The following is a 23,631-nucleotide window of genomic DNA, read 5'->3' as shown; positions in this document are numbered from 1 at the left end:
CGGCTCTTCCATCGGCGTTTCCTGCGGCGCGGGGTCCTGGTCGGGTCCGGGCGTCGCGGGCTGCGGACGCGGGGCCGGATCGGGTTGAGGCTGTTCGGGGGTATCGTTATCCATGATGCGTGCTCCTTCAGGATAGACACACGCATCGAGGCCATCACGTTCCACCACCCCGATCCGCGATGCGATGGTCGACCCGTAGCGTGCGGTGAAACCGCTCGGATTGCGTCCCGGGCGCTCCTTGGGCAGCGGCAGGACTGCCGCGATCGCTGCCGCCTCGCGCCCCGATAGGTTGGAGGCGTCCTTGTCGAAATAACGCTCCGCGCTGGCGGCGACGCCATAGGTGCCGATCCCCGTCTCGGCGACGTTGAGATAGACTTCCATGATCCGCCGCTTCCCCCAAAGCCGTTCGATCAGGAAGGTGAAATAGGCTTCGACGCCTTTGCGAACATATCCGCCCCCTTGCCAGAGGAAGACATTCTTGGCGGTCTGTTGGCTGATCGTCGAACCGCCGCGAATGCGCCCGCCCTCGGCATTGCGCCGCCGTGCATTCTCGATCGCTTCCCAGTCGAATCCCTTGTGGCTGCAGAACTTCCCGTCCTCGGCCGCGATAGCCGCGCGGACCATGTCGCGGTCGATCCGTTCGAGCGGCTCCCAGTCCTTCGTCAGGTCGTTGTCATCCATGATCATGGTCGCGGTGATCGGAACCGGCACGATGCGGTAAATCGCCACCCAGGCGATGCTCGCGAGAAACATCAGCAGCACGAACCAGAGGAGCCAGATCGTCAGGCGGCGGAGAGGGTGGCGGCGTGTCGTCATACGACGACCGGTAACTCCGCGCTAAACTGAACGCCAGCCTACAGTTACGTTGGGCGGTGGAAGGAACGGGACGAAACCGCCAATTTCATCCTTGGGTTCAGGGAGCGATCATGCTCGCGTGCTATTGTAAGGGATAAGAAAAGTAGTCCGAGGAGGTCGTTCATGACCATCAACAAGAACATACTCATCGCGTCGGTCGCGGCATTCGCGCTGGCAGCGCCGATGGGCGCATCCGCCGAAGCCCGGCCCCCGCAAGCCGATCAGGATCGGGACGCGAAGAAGGACAAGCGCGCCGAGCGCCAGCAGCAACGCGCCCAGCGACAGCAGCGCGATGCACGGCCCGACCGGCAGCAGCAGCGCGTCGATCGTCAACAGGCCAATCGGGCGCAGGAGCGTCAGCAGCAGCGTGCCCAGCAGCGCCAACAGGCTCGGGCGCAGGAGCGTCAGCAACAGCGCGCCCAGCAGCGCCAGCAGGCACGGGTTCAGGAGCGTCAGCAACAGCGCGCCGAACAGCGCCAGCAGGCTCGCGCGCAGGAACGTCAGGCGCAGCGCGCGCAGGAGCGGCAACAGCAGCGTGCGCAACAGCGTGCCCAGCAACGCCAGGCCGAACGTCAGCAACAGCGCGCCCAGCAGCGTCAAGCCGAACGTGCGCAGGAGCGCCGTGCCAATCTGCGTCAGCAGCAGCGTGCCGAACAGCGACAGGCTGAGCGCCGGCAAGAACGTCGCGTAGAGCGTCGCCAGGAACAGCGTGTCCAGCAACGACGGGAACAGCGTCTGCAGGAGCACCGCGTCGAGCGCACCCAGCAGCAGCGTTTCGACGATCGTCGCGCCCAGGTCGCGCAGGAACGCCGCCTTCAGCAGCGCGCCAACGAGCGCCGTGCCGACCGCGCGATGGAACGTCGGGTCGAACGGGGTCGTGACCTGCGTCAGCAGCGTATCGCCGAGATCCGCCGCGATCGCCGCGAGGATATTCGCGACCATCGCAAGGCCGTGAAGAAGCAGCTCAAGCAGGCCGAAAAGCGCGCCGAGCGCCGTTATGCCCAGCGCGAAGCCTATCGCGACTGGATCGAGAAAGGTGATCGCCGCGCCGTCGTCCGGACGGTTCGCGATGCACCGGTCCGCTTCGTGCGCACCGGCAGCCGGATCGAGCGCGATTGGTACGAGCCGCGCCTGCCGCGCGCCTATCGCACCCGCTATCAGGACGATCGCAATACCTATTATCGCTACGACCGCGACCTCGATGCCATCTATCGCATCGACCGTACGCGCAACATCGTCCGTTCGGTCATCCCGACCTATTACAGTCCGCGCTATATCGGACGCACGGTGCCGAGCTATTACGACCAGGGATATGTGCCCTACGGCTATCAGGGCGCTTATTATCCAACGTCGACCAGCTACTACCGGACCATGGGACCGGCCGTGTATCGGGTCGATCCGACGACACAGCTGATCACCGCAGTCGCCGCGCTGCTGACGGGGCAGAATTTCACGGTCGGCCAGCGGATGCCGATGGGATATGACGTCTACAACGTCCCCACAAACTACCGCGATCGGTATTACGACACCGATGACAGTTGGTATCGCTACGACGACGGCTACGTCTACGAAATCGACCCGCGCACGCGCTATGTGACCAACGGATATCCTCTGTACGAGGCCGACTATATGGTGGGTTCACCTTGGCCGACGGACTATCCGGACTATAACGTGCCCTATGGCTACCAGGGTCTCTACTATGACACGTCGGACTATCAGTATCGCTACGCGAACGACGCCATCTATCGCGTCGATCCGACGACCCAGTTGATCACCGCATTGGTCTCGTTGGTGACCGGGCAGCCGCTTTCCGTCGGTCAGCCGATGCCGTCCAACTACGGCGTCTACAATGTGCCGCAGCAGTATCGCGCGCGGTTCGTGGAACGGCCAGACGTCAACTATCGCTATGCCGATGGCTATGTCTATGCGGTGGATCCGGAGAGCTATCTCATCACCGACAGCTACGATATCTACAGCTAGGAAGCGCCAAAAAAGGGGCGTACGGGAAGCGGGCGGCAGCGATGTCGTCCGCTTCTTCGTGTCTTGCCGCAACGCAGCAAGACGCATACATCGACCCCCATGACCTCGACCAACGACATCCGCCGCTCGTTCCTCGACTATTTTGACGGACAAGGACACGAGCGCGTCGCCTCCGCGCCGCTCATTCCGCACAACGACCCGACGCTGATGTTCGTCAATGCGGGCATGGTGCCGTTCAAGAACGTGTTCACCGGGCTCGAGACGCGGCCCTATTCGACCGCGACCTCGAGCCAGAAATGCGTGCGGGCGGGCGGCAAGCACAACGATCTCGACAACGTCGGCTATACCGCGCGGCACCACACCTTTTTCGAGATGCTCGGCAATTTCTCTTTCGGCGATTACTTCAAGGAGCAGGCGATCCATCATGCGTGGACGCTGCTGACGAAGGAGTGGGGGCTGTCGCCGGACAAGCTGACCGCGACGGTCTATCATACCGACGACGAGGCCTTCGACCTGTGGCGCAAGATTTCGGGCCTGCCGGAAGAGCGGATCATCCGCATCGCCACCAAGGACAATTTCTGGGCGATGGGCGCCGATGGACCGTGCGGTCCATGCAGCGAGATCTTCTACGACCATGGCGACCATATCCCCGGGGGGCCTCCGGGCAGCCCCGACGAGGACGGCGACCGCTTCGTCGAGATCTGGAACCTCGTCTTCATGCAGTTCGTGCAGGCCAATGACGAGATCGTCTCCGACCTGCCCAAACCCTCGGTCGATACGGGAATGGGGCTCGAGCGCGTTGCGGCGGTGCTGCAGGGTGTCCACGACAATTATGATATCGATCTTTTCCAGGCGCTGATCGCAGCCTCGCAGGAACTGACTCATACCGACAGCGAGGGCGACCGCGCAGCCTCGCATCGCGTCATTGCCGACCATCTGCGTTCCAGCGCCTTCCTGATCGCGGACGGCGTGCTGCCGTCCAACGAGGGACGCGGCTACGTACTGCGGCGGATCATGCGTCGCGCGATGCGGCATGCGCATATCCTCGGCGCCAAGGACCCGCTGATGCACCGGCTGGTGCCCGAACTGGCGAGCGAAATGGGCGGCGCCTTCCCCAAACTGGTGCGCGCGCAGCCGTTGATCGAGCAGACGCTCGAGAGCGAGGAAGTCCGCTTCCGCCGCACGCTGGCGAACGGGCTGAAGCTGCTCGACGAGGCGCGTGCCGACATGGCCGAGGGCGAGAAGCTGCCCGGCGCGACCGCGTTCAAGCTCTACGATACCTACGGCTTCCCATATGACCTCACCGAGGACGCGCTTCGGCGTGATGGGCTCGAGGTCGATCGCGAGGGCTTCGACGCCGCGATGGCTGAGCAGAAGGCCGCGGCGCGCGCGGCGTGGAAGGGGTCGGGTGCGCAGGCGTCGGACGAGGTCTGGTTCGACCTCGCCGAGGAACATGGCGCGACCGAATTCATCGGCTATGCCGCGACCTCGGGCGAGGGCGTGGTGCAGGCGATCCTCAAGGATGGTGCCAGCGTCAACGAGGCGAGAGAGGGCGACGCGGTGCAGATCGTGCTCAACCAAACGCCCTTTTATGGCGAAAGTGGTGGGCAGGTCGGCGATGCGGGCGAACTTACCGCTGACGGCTTTGCGGGGATCGTGACCGATACCGCCAAGCCCTTGGGCAAGCTGCACGCCTTGCAGGTAAAGGTCGCGAAAGGCGCGGTGAAAGTCGGCGACACGCTGCACCAGGACGTCGATGGCGACCGGCGCGATCGGGTGCGGGCCAACCATTCGGCGACGCACCTGCTGCACGCGGCGCTGCGCGGCATCCTCGGTGAGCATGTCACGCAGAAAGGGAGCCTCGTAGCACCCGATCGACTGCGCTTCGACTTCTCGCACCCCTCCTCGCTCAGCGCCGACGAAATTGCCGCGATCGAGGCGGAAGTGAACGAGGAAATCCGCGCCAACCAGTCGGTCGGCACCCAGCTCATGGCACCCGACGATGCGGTCGAGGCGGGCGCTCTGGCACTGTTCGGCGAGAAATATGGCGACGAGGTGCGGGTGCTCTCGATGGGTCGCAAGACCGATCGGCATTATTCGGTCGAATTGTGCGGCGGCACGCACGTCAATGCGACGGGCGATATCCAGCTGTTGAAAATCGTGTCCGAGAGCGCTGTGTCCTCGGGCGTGCGACGCATCGAGGCGCTTACCGGCGAGGCGGCGCGGCAGTGGCTGCTCGACCGCGATGCCAAGTTGCGCAGTGCGGCGGCGAGCCTCAAGGCGGCGCCCGACGAAGTGCCCGACCGCATCGCGACGCTGGTAGAGAATGCGCGGCGGCTCGAGAAGGAATTGGCCGAGGCCAAGAAAGCACTGGCGATGGGCGGCGGGTCCGCGCAGGCTGCGGGGCCGGAGGACGTTGCCGGACGCCCGTTCCTCGGCAAGGTCGTGGAAGGGCTGGAGCCCAAGGCGCTGCGCCCGACCATCGACGAAATGAAAGGGCAGCTCGGCAGCGGCATCGCGGCGCTCGTCGCGGTCAACGACGGGCGCGCCAGCGTGGCGGTCGGGGTGACCGACGATCTGACCGGTGACGTCTCCGCGGTCGAGCTCGTGAAGGTCGCGGTCGAGGCGTTGGGCGGCAAGGGCGGTGGCGGCCGGCCCGACATGGCACAGGGCGGCGGACCCGACGGCGGTGCGGCGGATGCGGCGCTGGCGGCGGTGAAGGACGCACTGGCCAGCGTTTCGGCCTGACGAGTATAACGACGAACAGCTTCAAGGTTCGTCATCCCAGCGTAGCTTGGAATCCCTCTCGGCTCGAACTCTCAGCAGGGAAAACACAGGCCCCAGCCAGCGGCGGGGTGGCGGCGGTTCAGGCTCGCCGCTTCCCGAGGCTGGGTGCAAATTCCAATCCGCCTTCGTCCATGATCTGGTCGCGCAGGTCGGCGCGCTTCTGGTGGATGCTCGCGATAACCGGCCCCATGGCGACGCCGATGTCCACAAGGACGGCTTCGGAGAGTTGCAGCGAGGCTTCCAGCGCCTCGGGGACCGCGTCGGTGACACCCGCCTTGTAAAGACGCGCGGCATGTTCGCTGTCGCGGGCGCGGGCGATGATGGGGATGTCGGGATTGTCGGCGCGGACCGAGGCGGTAAGGCGGGCGGTGAGGACCGGGTCGTCCATCGTCAGCACCAGCGCATCGGCTTCGCCAAGCGCGAGCCGCTCGATCAGCTCGGCGCGCGCGACGTCGCCGTAAAGGACGTGATAGCCCTTCTCGCGGTTGCGGCGGACCGCGTCGATGTCGCTGTCGATCGCAAGGTAGGGGCGGTTATGCTCGTCGAGCATTTGCGCGATCAGCTCGCCGACGCGACCGAAGCCGAACACGACGGTGCGGCCCCTGACGTCTTCCGCCGCGAGGTCGGCGGCGGTCTCGCCCGCTTCGACTTTCCGCCCGGCCAGTCGCCCGAGGTCGGCGAGGAAGGGGGTGATGGTAAGACCCAGGGCGGTGGCGGCGGACCAGAAGCTGACCGTCTCGCGGTCGAGTACGCCCGCCGCACCTGCCGCGCCCAGCAAGATGAGCGTGGTTTCCGAGGGGCTCGCCATGAGGATGCCCGTTTCGGCCGCGACCCCGCGCCGCGCGCCCGCGATGCGCAACAGTGCGCCGGTGACGACGGCCTTTACAAGGATGACGCCCGCCAGGCCGCCGATCAGCAGCGCCCAGTCGTCGAGTACCTCGCGCACGTCGATGAGCATGCCGATCGAGATAAGGAAGACGCCGAGGCCGAGGCCTTTCAGCGGCGCGATGATGACGTCCACCTCGCTGTGATATTCGGTCTCGGCGATCAGCATCCCCGCGAGCAATGCGCCGAGGATAGGCGAGACGCCCGCTGCCGAGGTGGCGACCGCTGCGAGGATGACGGTGAGGAGCGAGATGGCGAAAAAGCCCTCGGGGCTCTTCGCGCGCGCGGCCTGCGCGAACAGCGGCGGCAGGAGGAAACGGCCGACGACGAGGATGGCGAAGACCGCGATGCCGCCCGAGATGACGACGCGCGTCAGCCCGTCGACGTCCGCCCCGCCGACCGTGCCAAAGACGAACAGCATGGGGACGAGCGCGACGTCCTCGAACAGGAGCATCGACAGCGCGGCGCGGCCAACCGGGCTGTGCGTGCCCGAAATGGGGAGCACGAGCGCGGTCGAGCTCATCGCGAGCGCGAGGCCCAGTGCGGCGGCGCTCTTGGTCTCCCAGCCGACGATGCCGAGCAGCACCGCACCGAAAATGCTGGCGGTGACGAGCAGTTCGGCCGCGCCGATGCCGAACACCATCTTGCGGAGCGACCACAGCCGCTTGAAGCTCAATTCAAGCCCGATGGCGAACAACAGGAGGATAACGCCGAAATCGGCGAACGGCTGGATCGCTTCGGGATCGTCGATCGTGAAATGCCGGATCCAGCGAATGTCCTGGCTCAAGGCGCCCAATGCGAAGGGCCCCGCGGCGATGCCGACGAGGATGAAACCGATGACGGGATTGATCTTGAAACGCGCGAAGGCAGGGATGACGATCCCCGCCGCGCCAAGGATGACGAGCGCGTCCTGCAGTCCATCGATGTCGAGTTCGCCCGCCATGCCTGCCTAATGGCCTAGGCGGACGGGCGTGTCACGGGGGTGTGACACCCCCTGTCGCCAACTTCGTCAATTTGCGTGGCGTATCGGGTCTCCATGTCGCCTTCGGAGAGAAACAAGGCGCGCCGAATGATCCTCGCACCAAAGAAGGCGCAATCCTACTTTTCGAGCGGCTATTCCCGATCTGCTTCGGGATAGACCAGTTCGATCATCTGCTCGTCGTCCAGCTCCTCCAGATGCACGGGCAAGCGGTAGGCCTTGCGGTTTTCGGACAGGACGATCTCGCCGTTCCAGTCGCTCACGAAGACGCGCTCGAGCGGTCGGTCCTCCGGGCCGCTCCACATGATCGAGAAACGCTTGGACGCGCAGCCGCCGACGGTACGAAAGGCCAAGCGCAGGAACGGCGAGAAGTCGTTGTCCATGTAGGCGGCCATGACACGGCAGCCGAGGCGGGCATCCCCGACGCGATGGCGCAGGGCATCGCCGCCGGGGGAGAATACCTCGGGCATGATCCTGACCTGCCCCGCACGGCGATCGGCGACGAGGTCGAGCTTGCGGTCGAGGATGCGGTCGGCGGGAAGGACGAAGCGGCCCGTGGAGTCCAGCTCCAGCGGGAAGCGGTCCCCCGACTTGCGGTCGGTCAGCGCCAACTGGGGCGCATCGGCGGGGTCGAAATCGTGGACGCGCCACTCGAGCGTGGCCTGCGGTGCGTAGCGGGCACGGTTCTTCGAAAAGGTCTTCACGGCGTCGCGAAGACGATCGCTGGTGAGGCGGAAGGGCTCTCCACCGAAGCCGAGGATGACGATTTCCGCTTCGTCGTTGGTGATCTGTTCAGCGGGGGCGCCGACGGGCGGGGTGGTGGGCTGGGCCAGCGCGGGAGCGGTGGTGACGAGCAGAAGAGCGGCGAGACTCGTCTTGATCATGCACTTTCCCCTATATTGTTACGGGGCCGCAAATGTTGTCGGGCTGGTGAACCGAGTTTGAACGGCGAGGATCAGCCACCGCCCATCGTGCCCGTGCCGATCGGTTCGGCGCGCGGGCGTTCCTTGTCATGGCTGTGCGCGGTGTCCCACTTGATGTCGTAGAGGTCGAAGCGCCTGTCCGCGAGGTTGCGGACGGTGCCTTCGGCGCGTGCCCAGGACAGGTCGGCGAGGTTGACGTCGCTGATTGCCAGCGTCTCGACATTCTCGGTCGTCTCCGCGGCAATGCCGTCGCGCGCGAACGGGAAGTCGCACGGCGTGAGGATGCAGGATTGGGCGTATTGGATGTCCATATTGTGGACGTTGGGCAGGTTACCCACGTTGCCCGCCATCACCACGAAGCACTGGTTCTCGATCGCGCGCGCCTGGCAGCAGTAGCGCACCCGCAGATAGCCCTGCCGACTGTCGGTGCAGAAGGGCGTGAAGATGATGCGCGCGCCCTCGTCGACCAAGCGGCGGGCCAGTTCGGGAAATTCGCTATCGTAGCAGATGAGGACGCCGATCGGGCCGCAGTCGGTGGGGATCGTGTCGATGCTGTCGCCGCCCGAGATGTTCCACCAGTAACGCTCGTTCGGCGTCGGGTGAATCTTCTCCTGTTCGTGCACCGCCCCGTCGCGCAGGCAGACGAAGGCGACATTCTGGATGTCTCCGTCGGGGGTCTGGGTCGGATGCGAGCCACCGATGATGTTGATGTTGTAGCGCATCGCCATTTCACTGAGGCTCGTGCGGATGCGCTCGGTATATTCGGTGAGCTTGGCGATCGCGTCCTTTGGATTCAGCTCCTCTTCCTCGGCACTGAGCAGGCTTAGCGTGAACAGCTCGGGGAGCAGGATGAAATCGCTCTCATAGTCCGACGCGACCTCAATGAAATAACGGACGTTGTCGATGAACTCCTCGAAGTCGCCGACTGCGCGGGCTTGCAACTGGCAAGCGGCGATGCGCACGCTCTCGACCCCGCGGGGAAGGCGGAATTTCTTGGGTTCGTTGCGATCGACATAAGGGTTCCGCCAGACCATGTGGACGGCGTGCCCCATGCTCTGCGTGTCCTCGCGAAGATACTGCTTGAGGATGCCGATCGGCTCGAAACCGTTGGCGAGCTGGAAGCGGATGACGGGGTCGTGAATTTCGCCCGAGACGACCTTCTCGAGATAGTCCTCCGCGCCTGCCACCTTCTTGCGATTGCGTCGATAGCGGGGGATGCGGCCGCCGAAGGCGATGCCGGTGAGTTCGAGTTCTTCGGCCAGCTTGCGGCGCTCTTCGTAGAGCCGGCGACCGATGCGGGTGCCGCGCGCCCTCGCGTCGACGACCATTTCATAGCCGTATAGCCAGTCGCCGGTGGGATCGTGCCGCGCGCCATAACCGCCGCCGGTGATCTCGCGCCAGGTGTGGTGGCCGAGCGCGATTCCCTCGGCGATGCGTTGCGAAGCGCAATAGCCGACGATCTTCTCGTCCAGCACCGCGACGAAGCAACCGCGCGGGAAGTTGTTGAGCTGCCCGCGGATCTCGCTCGCCGTGTAGGGCACGAAATCCTTGTAGGCGCGCGCGGCGAGCGCGACGATACCGGCGATGTCCGACAGGCGGGCCTGCCGGACATTCAACCGCGCTTTCGTTTTCTGGTTGGGCAAGAGAGGCTTAGCTCCAGCTCTTCATGCGCTCTTCGAAGTTGTTGACGATCGCTTCGAAGAATTGCTCGGTGGTCATCCATGCCTGGTCCGGCCCGATGAGAATGGCGAGATCCTTGGTCATCTGGCCGCCCTCGACGGTCTTGATGATCGTGTCCTCGAGCGTCTCGGCGAACTTCACAACGTCGGGCGTATCGTCGAACTTGCCGCGGTACATGAGGCCGCGCGTCCAGGCGAAGATCGACGCGATCGGGTTGGTCGAAGTGGCGCGGCCTTCCTGGTGCTGGCGGTAGTGACGCGTGACGGTGCCGTGCGCGGCTTCGGCCTCGACGGTCTTGCCGTCGGGCGACATGAGGACGCTGGTCATCAGACCCAGCGAACCAAAGCCCTGTGCGACCGTGTCCGACTGGACGTCGCCGTCATAGTTCTTGCAGGCCCAGATGAACTTGCCGTTCCACTTGAGCGCGCTGGCGACCATGTCGTCGATCAGGCGGTGCTGATATTCGATGCCCGCTTCGGCGAACTTGTCCTTGAATTCGGCGTCGAACACTTCCTGGAACAGGTCCTTGAAGCGGCCGTCATAGGCCTTGAGGATCGTGTTCTTCGTCGACAGATAGACGGGCCAGCCGCGGTCTAGGCCGTAGTTCATGCAGGCACGCGCGAAGTCGCGGATGCTGTCGTCATGATTGTACATGCCCATGGCGACCCCGGCCTCGGGGAACTGGTGCACTTCCTTCTCGATCACCTCGCCATCCTCGCCGACGAATTTCATCGTCAGCGTGCCGGGGCCGGGGACGAGGAAGTCGGTGGCGCGATACTGGTCGCCGAAGGCGTGGCGGCCGACGACGATGGGATCGGTCCAGCCCGGAACGAGGCGCGGGACGTTGTCGATGACGATCGGCTCGCGGAAGACGACGCCGCCCAGGATGTTGCGGATGGTGCCATTTGGCGACCGCCACATCTTCTTGAGATCGAACTCCTCGACGCGTTGCTCGTCGGGAGTGATGGTCGCGCACTTCACGCCGACGCCATATTCCTTGATGGCGTTGGCGGCGTCGACGGTGATCTGGTCTTCGGTCCGGTCACGCTCCTCGATCGACAGATCGTAGGACTTGAGGTCCAGATCGAGGTAGGGCGCAATGAGCCGTTCCTTGATCCAGTCCCAGATGATGCGGGTCATTTCATCGCCGTTCAATTCGACGATCGGATTCTTGACCTTGATCTTGTCCATGTGCGCGTGGCCTCTTTCGTATAAGGTGTCAGTTTTCGTTGGCGGCTCTAAGCGGGCGAGGGCGCTTTCGCAACCGGTCGGGGGGCTTACGCATTAGGGCAAGGATTGTTTCGCCGGTAAACCGGCCCTAGGAGCGCGATGCATGGCAGAGATCGAAAACCCCGACAGCCAGCTGACCGCGGTCAAATGGCGTTTTCCCGAAGTGCACCCCGAGGGGCGCAAGTTCGTCGCGATCGCGGCATTCATCACGTTCTTCGTTTTCGTAGCGATCGACGGCTGGTTCGGCGAATTGCTGGGCTGGCTGCTCGTCGGCGTCACGGTCTGGGTCGCGGCGTTTTTCCGCGATCCGGTGCGGGTGAGTCCCCTCGACCCGGCGTTGGTGATCGCGCCCGCCGACGGGCTGGTGACGATGATCAAGAAGGGCCCGCCGCCGCCCGAACTGGTCGGCGAGGGGCTGCTGCGAAACGGAACGTTCACGCGGGTCTCGATTTTCATGAGCGTGTTCGACGTGCACATCAACCGCGCGCCGATCGCGGGGCGGGTCGAGAAGATCGCCTATATCGAGGGAAAGTTCGTCAATGCGGATCTCGACAAGGCAAGCGAGGATAACGAGCGCTGTCATATCCTGGTCGGGCGCGACGACGGGGTAAAGATCGGCTTCACGCAGATTGCGGGGCTGGTCGCGCGGCGGATCCTCACGCACGTCAAGGAAGGCGATGCGGTGGAGAAGGGCGAGCGGGTCGGTCTGATCCGCTTCGGCAGCCGTGTCGACGTGTATCTACCCGAAGGTACGGGGAGCCGGGTGATCCTCGGCCAGCGGACCATTGCGGGCGAGACGGTGCTGGCAGCGCTCGGCAGCGACGAGAAGCTCGAGGGCCGCGCGCAGTGAGGGACGACGCGCCCTCCGATATCGCGCCCCGCAGCGGCCTGCCGTTCCGGGCGCTCGTGCCCAATGCGATCACGGCGCTGGTACTTTGCTTCGGGCTGACCGGTGTGCGCTTTGCGATCGAGGGGCGGTACGAGATCGCGATCATCTCGATCATCGTCGCGGGGGTGCTCGACGGATTGGATGGTCGGGTAGCCCGACTGCTCAAGGCGCAGTCGCGGTTCGGGGCGGAGCTGGACAGTCTTGCCGACAATATCGCGTTCGGGGTGAGCCCGGCACTGGTGGTCTTTCTCTGGTCGCTGAGCGAGGCGCCGCGGTTCGGATGGATCGCCAGCCTGGCGCTCGCGGTCTGCTGCGCGCTGCGGCTCGCGCGATTCAATGCGCGGATCGACAACGACGACCAGCCGCACAAGTCCGCAGGTTTCCTGACGGGCGTTCCGGCGCCGACGGGGGCGGGGCTGGCGTTCGTGCCGCTCTACCTGTGGATCATCACGGGAGAGGGACTCTTCCGCGAATGGTGGCTGGTGATGCCCTGGGTGCTGTTCGTCGCACTGCTGATGATCAGTTCGGTCGCGACCTACAGCTGGAGCTCGGTGCGCGTACGCCGCGAGTGGCGGCTGTTCGCGCTCGTCGGTGTCGGGTTGCTGGGCGCGGCACTGTTGACGATGACCGAGGAAGCACTGCTCCTGATCAGTATTCTCTATCTCGCCTGCCTGCCGTTCAGCATGGCAAGCTATCGGCGGGTCAAGCAGCGGCGGCGAGCGGGGCGCGCGTCGCCGAGTGAGACGGCACCTTCTCCCACCGCACCGTAACCGGGCGGGTCGGCGCCAGCGGCGGACGGCTGGTGCCCGACAGAGCGGCGCTGATCTTGGCACCTTCTGCCTGCACGACATAGGTGACGCCGGCGGCCATGGCGGCGATGAGGAAAGCGAAGAACAGTCCGATGATCATGATCCGTTACCCCTGCTGCGGAGCGTGTTCTCGCTCCGTTCTTGTTGCTAGTTCCTCCTTTGTTCCCGTCAAGTCAAGCCGTTTCGGTCACTTTTTGTTCTCCTAGTCGTTCGCGGATGCGATAAGGGGTTGAAGGGCGGAGGCCTTTCGCCTATCTGCCGCGCCATCTCGCAGACGGGTCCACCATACCGGTGCTCTCACGAAGAGTTATTCGGACCTGTCGAGGCATAACCGGAAGGAGACTATCCTATGGCGGCCAACGTCGTCACCATGCAGCAATTGCTAGAAGCCGGATCGCATTTCGGCCACCAGACCCACCGCTGGAACCCGCGTATGAAGCCGTACATCTTCGGCGCGCGCAACGGCGTTCACATCATCGATTTGTCGCAGACGGTTCCGCTGTTCGCCCGCGCGCTCGACTTCGTCGAGCAGACGGTGCAGCGCGGTGGCAAGGTGCTGTTCGTCGGCACCAAGCGCCAGGCTTCCGAGCCGATCGCCGAATATGCGGCGAGCTGCGGTCAGCATTACGTCAACCATCGCTGGCTGGGCGGCATGCTCACCAACTGGAAGACCATCTCGAACTCGATCAAGCGCCTCAAGACGCTCGAGGAAAAGCTCGGCGGCGACACCGCGGGCCTGACCAAGAAGGAAGTTCTCCAGCTGACGCGTGAGCGCGACAAGCTCGAAAAGAGCCTCGGCGGCATCCGCGACATGGGCGGGCTTCCCGACGTCATGTTCGTGATCGACACCAACAAGGAAGATCTGGCGATCAAGGAAGCCAACGTGCTCGGCATTCCGGTCATCGCGGTGCTCGATTCGAACTGCGACCCCAGCGGCATCGCCTTCCCGGTTCCGGGTAACGACGACGCCAGCCGCGCGATCCGTCTCTACTGCGAAGCCATCGCCAACGCCGCCAATGTCGGTCGTGGGCAGGAAGCGCAGATGAGCGGTGAAGATTTCGGTGCGAGCGAAAACCCGCCCGCCGAAGCTGCCGCGACCGCGTAACATTTTCGTCGCGCGCGTTCCCTAGAGCGCGCACGGCATCATCAATTCGGGGGAGGGCGCGGCGGACAGCCGTTCCTTCCCCCTTGCACAACAATTCGAAAGGACCGTTCCCGATGGCCATTTCCGCCGCCCAGGTGAAAGAACTCCGCGACCGCACCAATGCGGGTATGATGGACTGCAAGAAGGCGCTTGCCGAAACGAACGGCGACATGGAAGCCGCGGTCGACTGGCTGCGCACGAAGGGCCTTGCCGCCGCCGCCAAGAAGTCGGGCCGCACCGCCGCCGAAGGCCTTGTCGGCGTTGCCGTCGAAGGCAACAAGGGCGCGGTCGTCGAGGTCAACTCGGAAACCGACTTCGTCGCCAAGAACGAAACCTTCCAGGCATTCGTGAAGGACGTGGCCGACCTCAGCCTCAAGGCCGATGGCGACGTCGAGGCGCTGAAGGGCATGAGCTATCCGGGTGCCGATGGCAGCGTCGAAGAGCGCCTGACCGACAATATCGCGAAGATCGGCGAGAATCAGTCGATCCGCCGGACTGCGACGCTCGAAGTGCCGCAGGGCGCGATCGTGAGCTACGTGCACAATGCCGCCGCGCCGAACCTCGGCAAGATCGGCGTGCTGGTTGCGCTCGAGAGCTCGGCCGACGATGCCCAGCTTCAGACGCTCGGCAAGCAGGTCGCGATGCACATCGCTGCTGCCAACCCGCTGGCGCTTAATGCCGAGGATCTCGATCAGGACATGCTCGATCGCGAGCGCGAAATTGCCAAGGCCAAGGCGATGGAATCGGGCAAGCCCGAGGAGATCGCGAACAAGATGGTCGAAGGGTCGATCAAGAAGTTCGCCAAGGAAAATGCGCTGATGAGCCAGCTGTTCGTCATGGACAACAAGACGCCGGTCGCGGACGTCGTCGGCGCAGCGGGCAAGGAAGCCGGTACCGAGATCAAGCTCGTCGGTTTCGAGCGCTTCCAGCTCGGCGAAGGCATCGAGCGCGAGGAAAGCGACTTCGCGGCGGAAGTCGCGGCGGCTGCCGGGCAGTAAGCTCGCTCGCATTCGCTGATTGAAACAGAAGAGGGGCGGGGGCTGCGAGGCTTCCCGCCCTTTTTCGTGTGCCAATGCCTTGTGAGCGCCGCGCGTGCGCCCTAAGAGCGTTCGAACCCCAAACCTGCCGGAGATTCCATGACCCGCCCGACCTTCAACCGCGTGCTTTTGAAACTGTCGGGCGAAGTCTTGATGGGGAAGGGTTCGTTCGGCATCGATCCGGCGACGACGGGGCGCGTGGCGGGCGAGATCAAGCGTGCCAAGGAAGCGGGCTATGAGCTGTGCATCGTGGTCGGCGGCGGCAACATCTTCCGCGGCGTCGCGGGGGCATCGCAGGGCATCGATCGGGCGAGCGCCGACTATATGGGGATGCTCGCGACGGTGATGAACGCGCTGGCCATGCAGAATGCGCTCGAGCAGATCGGGGTCGATACGCGGGTCCAATCGGCGATCCCGATGTCCAGCGTGTGCGAACCCTATATCCGCCGCAAGGCGCAGCGGCACATGGAGAAGGGCCGCGTGGTGATCTTCGCGGCGGGGACGGGAAGCCCCTTTTTCACCACCGACACGACTGCGGCGCTGCGGGCGGCAGAAATGAATTGCGACGCGCTGTTCAAAGGGACGAGCGTCGACGGCGTCTACGATGCCGATCCCAAGAAGGTAGCTGGCGCAGAGCGCTACAAGAGCCTGACCTTCGACCGCGTGCTGGCGGATAATTTGCGCGTCATGGACGCAAGCGCCGTGGCCTTGTGCCGCGACAATGATATTCCGATCGTCGTCTTCAACATCCGCGAGGAGGGCAATCTCGAATATGTCCTCGCCGGCGAAGGGACATCGACGATCGTCACGAACGAGGAGAGCGAATAATGGCCCAGTATGAAAAGAGCGACGTGTCGCGCCGCATGAGCGGGGCGGTGGAAAGCCTGAAGGGCGATCTTTCAGGCCTGCGCACGGGGCGCGCGTCGACCGCGCTGCTCGACCCGGTGCAGGTCGACGTTTATGGCGCGAACATGCCGATTAACCAGGTCGCGACCGTGTCGGTGCCCGAACCGCGGCTGATCAGCGTGCAGGTATGGGACAAGTCGAACATCGGCAATGTCGAGAAAGCGATCCGCGCGGCGGGGCTGGGTGTCAATCCGGTGGTCGACGGGCAGCTTATCCGATTGCCGCTGCCCGATCTTACCGAAGAGCGTCGCAAGGAGCTTGCGAAGCTGGTCGGTCAATATGCCGAGAAGGCCAAGATCGCGGTCCGCAATGTGCGGCGCGATGGCAATGACGCGATCAAGGCCGATGAAAAGGCCGGAGAATTCGGCGAGGACGATCGCAAGAAGCACGAAAGTGACGTGCAGAAGATGACCGACGATCGCATCGCGGAGATCGACAAGATTGCCGAGGCGAAGGAAAAGGAAATCCTCACCCAGTGAGCGAGGCGCTGGCCTCCGAAACGAACCAGGGTGCTCCCGCGGCAGCGGGCGTGCCGCGCCATGTCGCCATCATCATGGACGGCAATGGACGCTGGGCGAAGGCCAAGGGCCTACCGCGCGTCGCAGGCCATCGCGAGGGGGCGGAAGCCGTGCGGCGGACGTTACGTGCGGCGGTCGAGCAGGGGATCGAATGCCTGACGCTCTATGCCTTTTCGAGCGAGAATTGGCGGCGGAGCGAGGAAGAGGTCACCGATCTCAAGGGGTTGATGCGCTTCTACCTCGATCGCGAACTGGACGAGCTGGCGCGTGAGGGGGTGCGACTTCGTTTCATCGGGGAGCCGAGCGCCTTCGGGCCGGACCTGTGGGACCGGCTGCAGAAAGCCAGCACCAAGACGGCGGGCAACGATCGGCTGACGCTCAATGTCGCGCTCAACTACGGAAGCCGGCAGGAGATCGCCGCTGCGGCGCGCAGACTGGCGCAGGACGTTGCCGATGGAGCACGGGCAGTGGAGAGCATCGATTGCGATGCCGTCGATGCGGCCATGCAGACGGCGGGATTGCCGCCGCTCGATCTGGTGATCCGCACGTCGGGTGAGCAACGCCTGTCGAATTTCCTGCTGTGGCAGGCCGCCTATGCCGAGTTTCTTTTTCTCGACATGCTCTGGCCCGATTTCGGCGCCGCGGCGCTTGAGGACGCGATCATGACGTTTCAGCAGCGGCAGCGCAGGTTCGGCGGGCGATGAACGAACTGGCGACACGTACCGTCGTAGGACTGATCCTCGTCGGGATCGCGATCGCGATCGCCTGGGTCGGGGGCTATCCGTTTGCCCTGTTCGTCGCGGCACTGTCGACGGCGGTCTACTGGGAGTGGATGCAGCTGGTGAAGGATCGCTCGATCCTCTGGAAGATCGGCGGCTTCCTTTATTGTCTCGTTCCAGCGATCGCGCTTCTGTGGCTGCGCGATCGAACGCTGGACGGTTTCGGCTTCATCATGTGGGTCTTCATCGTGACGTGGGCGACCGATGTCGGTGGCTACGCGATCGGCAAGACGATGGGACGCACCAAGTTGGCGCCCGCGATCAGCCCCAACAAGACGATCGAGGGGCTGATCGGGGGCATGGTTTTCGCCGCGCTGTTCGGCGGTGCCTGGGCCTGGGCGGCCCAGCTTCCGCACGGCCTCTACATGCTCGCGCCCTTCGCGGCGATCGCGGCGCAGGTCGGCGATCTTTTCGAAAGCGCGATGAAACGGCGCGCGGGCGTCAAGGACAGCGGTCGGTGGCTTCCGGGGCACGGCGGCTTGTTCGACCGGCTCGACGGCCTTTTGGTCGTGGCGACCATCGCCGGCGCGCTGGTCTACACAGGCTGGCTGTGAGCAAGCGTATTTCCATCCTCGGCGCGACCGGGTCGGTCGGCGGATCGACGCTCGCGCTGATTGAAAACGACCCCGATTACGAGGTCGTGTCGGTGACGGCGGGATCGGACATCGAGAAACTTGCGGTCATCGCACGCAGGACGGGGGCGCGGCGCGCCGTGGTCGCCGATGTGGCACTGCTGGACGATCTGCGCTCGGCGCTGGAGGGCGTCGATTGCGAGGCGAGCGCTGGCGAGGCCGCGCTTTGCGAAGCCGCGCGGGAAGCGGATTTCGTGATGGCGGCGATCGTCGGGACCGCGGGCTTGAAGCCGGTCATGGCGGCCATCGAGGCGGGTGTCACCGTGGGTCTCGCAAACAAGGAAAGCCTTGTCACCGCAGGCGCGTTGATGATGGACGCGGCCAAGCGTCACGAGGCGACGATCCTGCCCGTAGACAGCGAGCATAATGCCATTTTCCAGTGTCTGCTCGATGGGGATTACGCCGCGGTCGAACGGCTGATCCTGACCGCAAGCGGAGGACCGTTCCGTGAATTGAGCGCCGAGGAGATGGCCGGCAAGACGCCCGAGCAGGCCGTGGCGCACCCCAACTGGTCGATGGGCGCGAAGATCAGCGTCGACAGCGCCACGATGATGAATAAAGGGCTGGAGCTCATCGAGGCGCATCACCTGTTCGGGCTACCGAGCGAGAAGATCGACATCATCGTCCATCCGCAATCGGTCATCCACAGCTGCGTCGAATATTGCGACGGGTCGATCCTTGCGCAACTTGGACCGAGCGACATGCGCGTGCCGATCGCGCATTGCCTTGCTTATCCCGAGCGGATGGCAACGCGGATCGAGCGCCTCGACCTTGCGGCGGTCGCGCGGCTCGATTTCGAAGCCCCCGACCCCAAGCGTTTTCCGGCATTGCGCCTGGCGCGCGCGGCGCTGGAGGCGGGAGGGAGCGCGCCCGCGCGTCTGAACGCTGCGAACGAGGTCGCGGTGGCGGCCTTCCTGTGCGGCAAGATCGGCTTCTCCGACATTGCGGCAAGCGTCGAAGAAGTGCTCGAGAAGGGAGCTAACGAAGCGCCGCTGGCGTCGATCGACGACGTGCTGATGGTCGATGCGGCTGCGCGCAGCGATGCTGCCGACGTGGTGAAAGCGCGGGCGGCCTGATGGAACAGCCGTCAATCCTGTTCATCCTCGTCGCCTTCATCGTGGTGCTGGGGCCGCTCGTTTTCTTTCACGAGCTGGGTCACTACGGCATGGCGCGGGTGTTCGGCGTGAAGTGCGAAGTCTTCTCGATCGGGTTCGGTCGCGAGATTCTCGGCTGGACCGACAGGCGCGGGATGCGCTGGAAGGTCGGCTGGCTCCCGATGGGGGGCTATGTGCGCTTCGCGGGTGATGCCGACGCGGCGAGCCGTCCCGACCCCGCAGCAGTAAATGCGGCCGACCCCGCCTTGTTCGCCAACAAGCCTGTGTGGCAGCGCTTCCTCGTCGTGCTGGCGGGGCCGATGGCGAATTTCGTCCTGGCCATCGCCATTTTCACGGCATTCTTCGCCAGCGTCGGGATGTTGCAGCCTCCGGAGAATGTCGTCGGCTCGGTTCAGCAGGAGAGCGGCGCGGCCGCGGCAGGTCTCGAGGAAGGAGACCGGATCGTCAGCGTCGCGGGGAAGACGACGGACGACTTCGATGCGATCATGCGCACCGTGATCCTGCGTCCGGGCGAGACCGTGCCGGTGGTCTACGAGCGCGGTAGCTCGCGGCGGACGGTCGCCGTCACCATCGGTGAAGTGCAGCAGGAGGACGTCTACGGCGAGACCCACCGGATCGGGCGGCTGGGTATCGGCCAGACGCTGGGCGAGCGCCGCACGCTGGGGCCGATCGAGGCGATCGGCGAGGGGGTGACGCGTACGATCGCAATGCTCGACTGGATAATCGACGGACTGGGACGGATCCTGTTCGGGAACCTGTCGGTCAAGGAAATCGGCGGCCTCATCAAGATGGCGCAGGTGACCGGTCAGCAGGCGCAGCTCGGCTGGGAAGCGGCGGTCGGGTTCGCGGCGCTGCTTTCGATTAATCTCGGCTTCATCAACCTCCTGCCAGTTCCCATGCTCGATGGTGGACACCTCCTCTTTTACGCGATCGAGGCGATCCGCCGGAAACCGGTCAGCGACCGGGCACAGGAATGGGCGTTCCGTGGAGGTATGGCGCTCATCGCGATGCTGGTCCTGTTCACGACGCTCAACGATCTTTCCTCGATCGGCGTGGGCGAGCGGATAGGACGCTTGATGGGATAGCTGCCTTACTCTAGGCAGGCGCGACATAAATTCGGGCACGACGCCAAGCATAAAGGGTCGGCCTTTTTCAGGATAAAAGAGGGCGGGAACGCGTGACAGTGACACACAAGAAGGCCTTCGGCCGCAGCCATGCAGCATTGCTCGTCGGAACGATCCTCTCGGGCGCGATGATGCCGGTGGCCGCTCAGGCTCAGGTCGAGGAAGTGCCGCTGCCCGACCTCGTGGTCGACACCAGCGCACAGGACGTCGCGCAGCCCGTTTCGACGCAAACCGCCAATCCGCGCGAAGGCTTGATTCGCTCGATCCGTGTGACGGGTACCCAGCGCATCGAGCGCGAGACCGTTCTGGCCTATTCGGGCTTGCAGCCGGGCCAGACCTACGACGCCGCCACGCTCGACCGGGCCTTGCGCGCACTCTACGATACGCAACTCTTCTCCGACGTCGTCATCACGGGCGCCGATACCGGCAATCTCATCGTGGCGGTCCAGGAAAACCCGATCATCAACCGCATCGTGATCGAGGGGAACCGGCGGCTCAAGGACGACAAAATCACCCCGGAGATTCGGCTTGCTCCGCGGCAGATCTTTACCCGCGACAAGGCGCGCGCGGACGTCGATCGCATCATCGAACTCTATACTCGCGAAGGACGCTACGCGGCGGTTGTCGAACCCAAGATCGTGCAACTCGACCAGAACCGCGTCGATCTGGTGTTCGAGATCACCGAGGGTCCGAAGTCGAAGATCCGTTCGATCAACATCATCGGGAACGAGCAATTCTCGGACGGCAAGGTCATCAAGGAAATGTACAGCCGCGAGGCTGGCGGTTTCCTCGGGTTCCTCAAGTCCAACACCAGCTATGACGCCGACCGGTTGGCGGCCGATCAGCAGAAGCTCCGGCTCTTCTATCTGACCGAGGGCTATGCCGAAATGCGCGTCGTCAGCGCGCTCGCCGAGCTGACCCCCGATCGCGAGGATTTCGTGATCACCTATGTCATCGAGGAAGGGCCGCGCTACAAGTTCGGATCGATCGAAGCGGACAGCGCCCTGCGCGACCTGCCCGAGGAACTGATGCTCCGGCAGATCGACATCGAAAGCGGCGAGTGGTTCGACACGACGCGCGTCGAGGACATGGCGACGCGTCTCAACGAGCTGGCCGGGCTGCTCGGCTATGCGTTCGCGAATGTCGAACCGGCTTTCTACCGCGACGACGAAACGCGCACGATGGATATCACCTTCCGCACGAACGATGCACGGCGGGTGTATATCGATCGGGTCGAGATCAACGGCAACGTGACGACGCGCGACAACGTCATCCGCCGCGAATTTCGTCTGTTCGAAGGCGATCCCTTCAATGCCCAGCAGATCGCGCGTACGCAGGACCGGATTCGCAGCCTCGGTTATTTCCAGGAAGGCCTGGAAATCAAGCAGGAACAGGTCGCCGACGATCGCGTCAAGCTGGTGCTCGACGTCGAGGACAAGCCGACCGGGCAATTGTCCTTCTCGGCAGGCTTCTCGAGCCTTGAATCGTTCCTCCTCGCCGCCTCGATCGCGGAGACGAACTTTCGCGGGAAGGGCCAGACCCTCAACGCGGGCGTGAACTGGTCGCGCTACTCGCAATCGGTGCAGCTCGGCTTTACGGAGCCGTATTTCCTCGGCCGCCCGATCCTGTTCGGTGCGAACCTCTACCGCCAGGATTACTCGAACTTCAACTTCATCGGCGGCGAGCGTCGCACGACCTACAACCAGGTCCGGACCGGCGGCGGCGTGCGGCTCGGCTTCCCGATCACCGAATATCTGTCGATGGGCACGCGCTACACGCTGTCGCTCGACGACATCACGCTCGACAAGAGCCAATTCTATTCCGACCTCGACGGCGATGGCGTAATCGGCGACGACGAGTGCGATCCGCTTCGCGCAGGGACCTATCTCTGCTCGGAAATCGGCGAACGACTGACCTCGGCGGTCGGCTACACGCTGGCATTCGACAACACCAACGGACTGCGCGCCACGCGCGGGCAGCGGTTCAGCTTCATCCAGGATTTCGCGGGGCTCGGCGGCGACGTCAAATATCTTTCGACCCGGGTGAACGGAACGAAGTATTTCGGACTGCCACGCGACTTCGTCTTCTCGTTAAACGCCCAAGGCGGTTATACACTGCCGCTGGAAGATTCCGATATCATCGGGCGCGATCCCATCCGTATTACCGACCGCTTCTTCGGCCCGTCCTTCCGTGGCTTCGACATTCGCGGCATCGGGCCGCGCGTCTTGCGCATTCCTTACGATCAGGACGGCAATCTGCTTCCCGAAAACGCGCGTGAATCGAATTCGCTCGGCGGACGTGCCTATTACTTCGGGCGCGCCGAACTGGAGATTCCCGTCTCGGCCTCGCTGCGCGGCTTTGGTATCCGTCCTTCGATCTTTGCCGATATCGGTTCGGTCTGGGATCTGACCGAGCCGTTGACGAGCGATATCCTGTTCACCTGTACACCCGGTGCCGACAGCGACCTTCCCCAGCGGATCGTCCGGCCTGGTGACACGGTCGGCGATGGTGCCGGAGGGCAGATTCCGGTCACGTCCTGTGCCGACTTCGGTGACGGCGACGACGCTTACATCTTCCGTTCGGGCTATCGTGAGACATTCGTCGGCAACAGCCCATCGCCGCGCCTGACGGTGGGCGTCGGCGCAAACTGGAATTCGCCGTTCGGTCCCCTTCGCATCGACTTGGCGACCGCCATCCTCAAGCAGGAAGGCGATGAGCCTAAAACCTTTTCGTTCAACGTAGGAACACAATTCTGATGAAAAATCTTCTGATCGCCGCGGGCCTCATCGGTGCCGCCACGCTCTCCCCGAATACCGCTTCCGCACAGGCCGTTGCCGATGCGAAGGTCGGGATCGTCGACGTGGAGCGCGTTGTCACGACCTGCAATGCCTGCGCGACCGCGCTTCAGGCAATCGAAGCGCAGGCCCGTGCGGTGCAGGCTCGCGAAACCGAATTGGGGACGCCGCTCCAGACGCAGGGACAAGCGCTCCAGGCCGAGATCACGGCGCTCAACGGTGCCGAACCCTCCGCTGCCCTCCAGCAGCGTGCGCAGGCGTTCGAACAGCAGCGGACCAACGCCGCCAACGAAATCCGTCAGCGCCAGGCGACCGTGCAGCGTAATCGCAATTACGTCCTCCAGCAGATCGGCACGGCGCTCGACCCGGTGTACCGGCAGGTGATGGCGAGCCGCGGTGCGAACATGCTCATTCCGCAGAACAATGTCCTCGGCAACATGCCGGCGGTGGACATGACGGGCGACGTGCTGGCTGCGCTCAACGCGTCGCTCACCACGATCCAGACGCAGGCGCCCGCGCCGCAGCAGCCGGCCCAGCAGCCCGCCGCCCAAGGCCGCTAAGACA

At 64.2% G+C, this 23,631-nt stretch carries 20 protein-coding genes and 1 pseudogene; 14 read left to right on the top strand and 7 right to left on the bottom strand.

The features are described 5' to 3' along the window. Positions 1-132 precede the first annotated feature (132 nt). Together mtgA and WJS89_RS02455 are read right to left on the bottom strand one after the other, a co-directional pair. Positions 133-816, bottom strand: a pseudogene (mtgA, locus tag WJS89_RS02460) (monofunctional biosynthetic peptidoglycan transglycosylase); the annotation flags it as partial. 108 nt (positions 817-924) lie between these two features. Then, a complete protein-coding gene (locus WJS89_RS02455; RefSeq protein ID WP_346339344.1) occupies positions 925-1,797 on the bottom strand; it encodes a hypothetical protein in 873 nt (290 codons plus the stop codon). A gap of 9 nt (positions 1,798-1,806) precedes the next feature. On the opposite strand from WJS89_RS02455, the gene WJS89_RS02450 reads away from it, so the two are divergent. Continuing rightward, the gene (locus WJS89_RS02450) at positions 1,807-2,835 is read left to right on the top strand and encodes a hypothetical protein (protein ID WP_346339343.1); all 1,029 of its coding nucleotides are present in this window, start codon (positions 1,807-1,809) and stop codon (positions 2,833-2,835) included. A gap of 99 nt (positions 2,836-2,934) precedes the next feature. Continuing rightward, complete coding sequence (gene alaS, locus WJS89_RS02445; RefSeq protein WP_346339342.1) at positions 2,935-5,583, top strand: alanine--tRNA ligase; 2,649 nt, start codon at positions 2,935-2,937, stop codon at positions 5,581-5,583. 118 nt (positions 5,584-5,701) lie between these two features. On the opposite strand, the gene WJS89_RS02440 is transcribed toward alaS, so the two are convergent. The 4 genes from WJS89_RS02440 to WJS89_RS02425 all read right to left on the bottom strand — a co-directional run bounded on the left by WJS89_RS02440 (position 5,702) and on the right by WJS89_RS02425 (position 11,280). Further along, positions 5,702-7,450 carry a cation:proton antiporter domain-containing protein gene (locus tag WJS89_RS02440; protein ID WP_346339341.1) on the bottom strand — a complete coding sequence of 583 codons (1,749 nt, stop codon included), beginning with the start codon at positions 7,448-7,450 and terminating at the stop codon, positions 5,702-5,704. A 170-nt stretch (positions 7,451-7,620) separates the two neighbouring features. After that, positions 7,621-8,370 (bottom strand): hypothetical protein, encoded by a 750-nt coding sequence (locus WJS89_RS02435; RefSeq protein ID WP_346339340.1) that lies wholly within the window; start codon positions 8,368-8,370, stop codon positions 7,621-7,623. A gap of 71 nt (positions 8,371-8,441) precedes the next feature. Next, the gene (locus WJS89_RS02430) at positions 8,442-10,052 is read right to left on the bottom strand and encodes a GNAT family N-acetyltransferase (RefSeq protein ID WP_346339339.1); all 1,611 of its coding nucleotides are present in this window, start codon (positions 10,050-10,052) and stop codon (positions 8,442-8,444) included. Between the two features lie 7 nt (positions 10,053-10,059). Beyond that, the gene (locus WJS89_RS02425) at positions 10,060-11,280 is read right to left on the bottom strand and encodes an NADP-dependent isocitrate dehydrogenase (RefSeq protein WP_346339338.1); all 1,221 of its coding nucleotides are present in this window, start codon (positions 11,278-11,280) and stop codon (positions 10,060-10,062) included. A 142-nt stretch (positions 11,281-11,422) separates the two neighbouring features. Between WJS89_RS02425 and WJS89_RS02420 the strand changes: the two genes are divergently transcribed. Together WJS89_RS02420 and WJS89_RS02415 are read left to right on the top strand one after the other, a co-directional pair. Then, entirely contained in the window at positions 11,423-12,169 is a 747-nt protein-coding gene (locus tag WJS89_RS02420) for a phosphatidylserine decarboxylase (RefSeq protein WP_346339337.1), read from the top strand. Then, positions 12,166-12,978, top strand: a complete 813-nt coding sequence (locus WJS89_RS02415; RefSeq protein ID WP_346339336.1) for a CDP-alcohol phosphatidyltransferase family protein — start codon at positions 12,166-12,168, stop codon at positions 12,976-12,978. Before WJS89_RS02420 ends, WJS89_RS02415 begins: the two co-directional genes overlap by 4 nt. On the opposite strand, the gene WJS89_RS02410 is transcribed toward WJS89_RS02415, so the two are convergent. Further along, on the bottom strand, positions 12,911-13,117 hold the full coding sequence (locus WJS89_RS02410; protein WP_346339335.1) for a hypothetical protein: 207 nt from the start codon (positions 13,115-13,117) through the stop codon (positions 12,911-12,913). The two genes, WJS89_RS02415 and WJS89_RS02410, sit on opposite strands and share 68 nt — an antisense overlap. 249 nt (positions 13,118-13,366) lie before the next feature. On the opposite strand from WJS89_RS02410, the gene rpsB reads away from it, so the two are divergent. The 10 genes from rpsB (at position 13,367) to WJS89_RS02360 (ending at position 23,627) form a co-directional block, all read left to right on the top strand. After that, a complete protein-coding gene (gene rpsB, locus WJS89_RS02405) occupies positions 13,367-14,122 on the top strand; it encodes a 30S ribosomal protein S2 (protein WP_346339334.1) in 756 nt (251 codons plus the stop codon). A 113-nt stretch (positions 14,123-14,235) separates the two neighbouring features. Next, entirely contained in the window at positions 14,236-15,159 is a 924-nt protein-coding gene (gene tsf, locus WJS89_RS02400; RefSeq protein ID WP_346339333.1) for a translation elongation factor Ts, read from the top strand. Positions 15,160-15,297: 138 nt separating this feature from the next. Further along, on the top strand, positions 15,298-16,026 hold the full coding sequence (gene pyrH / locus WJS89_RS02395) for a UMP kinase (RefSeq protein WP_346339332.1): 729 nt from the start codon (positions 15,298-15,300) through the stop codon (positions 16,024-16,026). Next, positions 16,026-16,583: a ribosome recycling factor gene (gene frr / locus WJS89_RS02390; RefSeq protein WP_346339331.1), complete on the top strand. Its 558-nt coding sequence runs from the start codon at positions 16,026-16,028 to the stop codon at positions 16,581-16,583. Before pyrH ends, frr begins: the two co-directional genes overlap by 1 nt. Next, positions 16,580-17,326, top strand: a complete 747-nt coding sequence (locus WJS89_RS02385) for an isoprenyl transferase (protein WP_431993530.1) — start codon at positions 16,580-16,582, stop codon at positions 17,324-17,326. The genes frr and WJS89_RS02385 overlap by 4 nt, the downstream gene beginning before the upstream one ends. Further along, positions 17,323-17,955, top strand: a complete 633-nt coding sequence (locus WJS89_RS02380; RefSeq protein ID WP_346339330.1) for a phosphatidate cytidylyltransferase — start codon at positions 17,323-17,325, stop codon at positions 17,953-17,955. The genes WJS89_RS02385 and WJS89_RS02380 overlap by 4 nt, the downstream gene beginning before the upstream one ends. Then, a complete protein-coding gene (locus WJS89_RS02375; RefSeq protein WP_346340066.1) occupies positions 17,946-19,109 on the top strand; it encodes a 1-deoxy-D-xylulose-5-phosphate reductoisomerase in 1,164 nt (387 codons plus the stop codon). The genes WJS89_RS02380 and WJS89_RS02375 overlap by 10 nt, the downstream gene beginning before the upstream one ends. After that, entirely contained in the window at positions 19,109-20,233 is a 1,125-nt protein-coding gene (gene rseP / locus WJS89_RS02370) for an RIP metalloprotease RseP (protein WP_346339329.1), read from the top strand. Before WJS89_RS02375 ends, rseP begins: the two co-directional genes overlap by 1 nt. Before the next feature lie 92 nt (positions 20,234-20,325). After that, positions 20,326-23,028: an outer membrane protein assembly factor BamA gene (bamA, locus tag WJS89_RS02365; RefSeq protein WP_346339328.1), complete on the top strand. Its 2,703-nt coding sequence runs from the start codon at positions 20,326-20,328 to the stop codon at positions 23,026-23,028. Continuing rightward, complete coding sequence (locus WJS89_RS02360) at positions 23,028-23,627, top strand: OmpH/Skp family outer membrane protein (protein WP_346339327.1); 600 nt, start codon at positions 23,028-23,030, stop codon at positions 23,625-23,627. Before bamA ends, WJS89_RS02360 begins: the two co-directional genes overlap by 1 nt. Positions 23,628-23,631 lie beyond the last annotated feature (4 nt).

It is taken from the genome of Sphingomicrobium aquimarinum (assembly GCF_039655735.1).
GTDB classification, from domain to species: Bacteria; Pseudomonadota; Alphaproteobacteria; order Sphingomonadales; family Sphingomonadaceae; genus Sphingomicrobium; species Sphingomicrobium aquimarinum.
This window is presented reverse-complemented; position numbering and strand designations above follow the sequence as displayed.

Bases quoted from the DNA above. Each gene is read 5' to 3' on its own strand.
- WJS89_RS02455 (WP_346339344.1), bottom strand. From the start codon at position 1,797: ATGGTCGCGAATATCCTCGCGGCGATCGCGGCGGATCTCGGCGATACG.
- alaS (WP_346339342.1), top strand. From the start codon at position 2,935: ATGACCTCGACCAACGACATCCGCCGCTCGTTCCTCGACTATTTTGAC.
- WJS89_RS02440 (WP_346339341.1), bottom strand. From the start codon at position 7,450: ATGGCGGGCGAACTCGACATCGATGGACTGCAGGACGCGCTCGTCATC.
- WJS89_RS02435 (WP_346339340.1), bottom strand. From the start codon at position 8,370: ATGATCAAGACGAGTCTCGCCGCTCTTCTGCTCGTCACCACCGCTCCC.
- WJS89_RS02425 (WP_346339338.1), bottom strand. From the start codon at position 11,280: ATGGACAAGATCAAGGTCAAGAATCCGATCGTCGAATTGAACGGCGAT.
- WJS89_RS02420 (WP_346339337.1), top strand. From the start codon at position 11,423: ATGGCAGAGATCGAAAACCCCGACAGCCAGCTGACCGCGGTCAAATGG.
- WJS89_RS02410 (WP_346339335.1), bottom strand. From the start codon at position 13,117: ATGATCATCGGACTGTTCTTCGCTTTCCTCATCGCCGCCATGGCCGCC.
- rpsB (WP_346339334.1), top strand. From the start codon at position 13,367: ATGGCGGCCAACGTCGTCACCATGCAGCAATTGCTAGAAGCCGGATCG.
- tsf (WP_346339333.1), top strand. From the start codon at position 14,236: ATGGCCATTTCCGCCGCCCAGGTGAAAGAACTCCGCGACCGCACCAAT.
- pyrH (WP_346339332.1), top strand. From the start codon at position 15,298: ATGACCCGCCCGACCTTCAACCGCGTGCTTTTGAAACTGTCGGGCGAA.
- frr (WP_346339331.1), top strand. From the start codon at position 16,026: ATGGCCCAGTATGAAAAGAGCGACGTGTCGCGCCGCATGAGCGGGGCG.
- WJS89_RS02380 (WP_346339330.1), top strand. From the start codon at position 17,323: ATGAACGAACTGGCGACACGTACCGTCGTAGGACTGATCCTCGTCGGG.
- rseP (WP_346339329.1), top strand. From the start codon at position 19,109: ATGGAACAGCCGTCAATCCTGTTCATCCTCGTCGCCTTCATCGTGGTG.
- WJS89_RS02360 (WP_346339327.1), top strand. From the start codon at position 23,028: ATGAAAAATCTTCTGATCGCCGCGGGCCTCATCGGTGCCGCCACGCTC.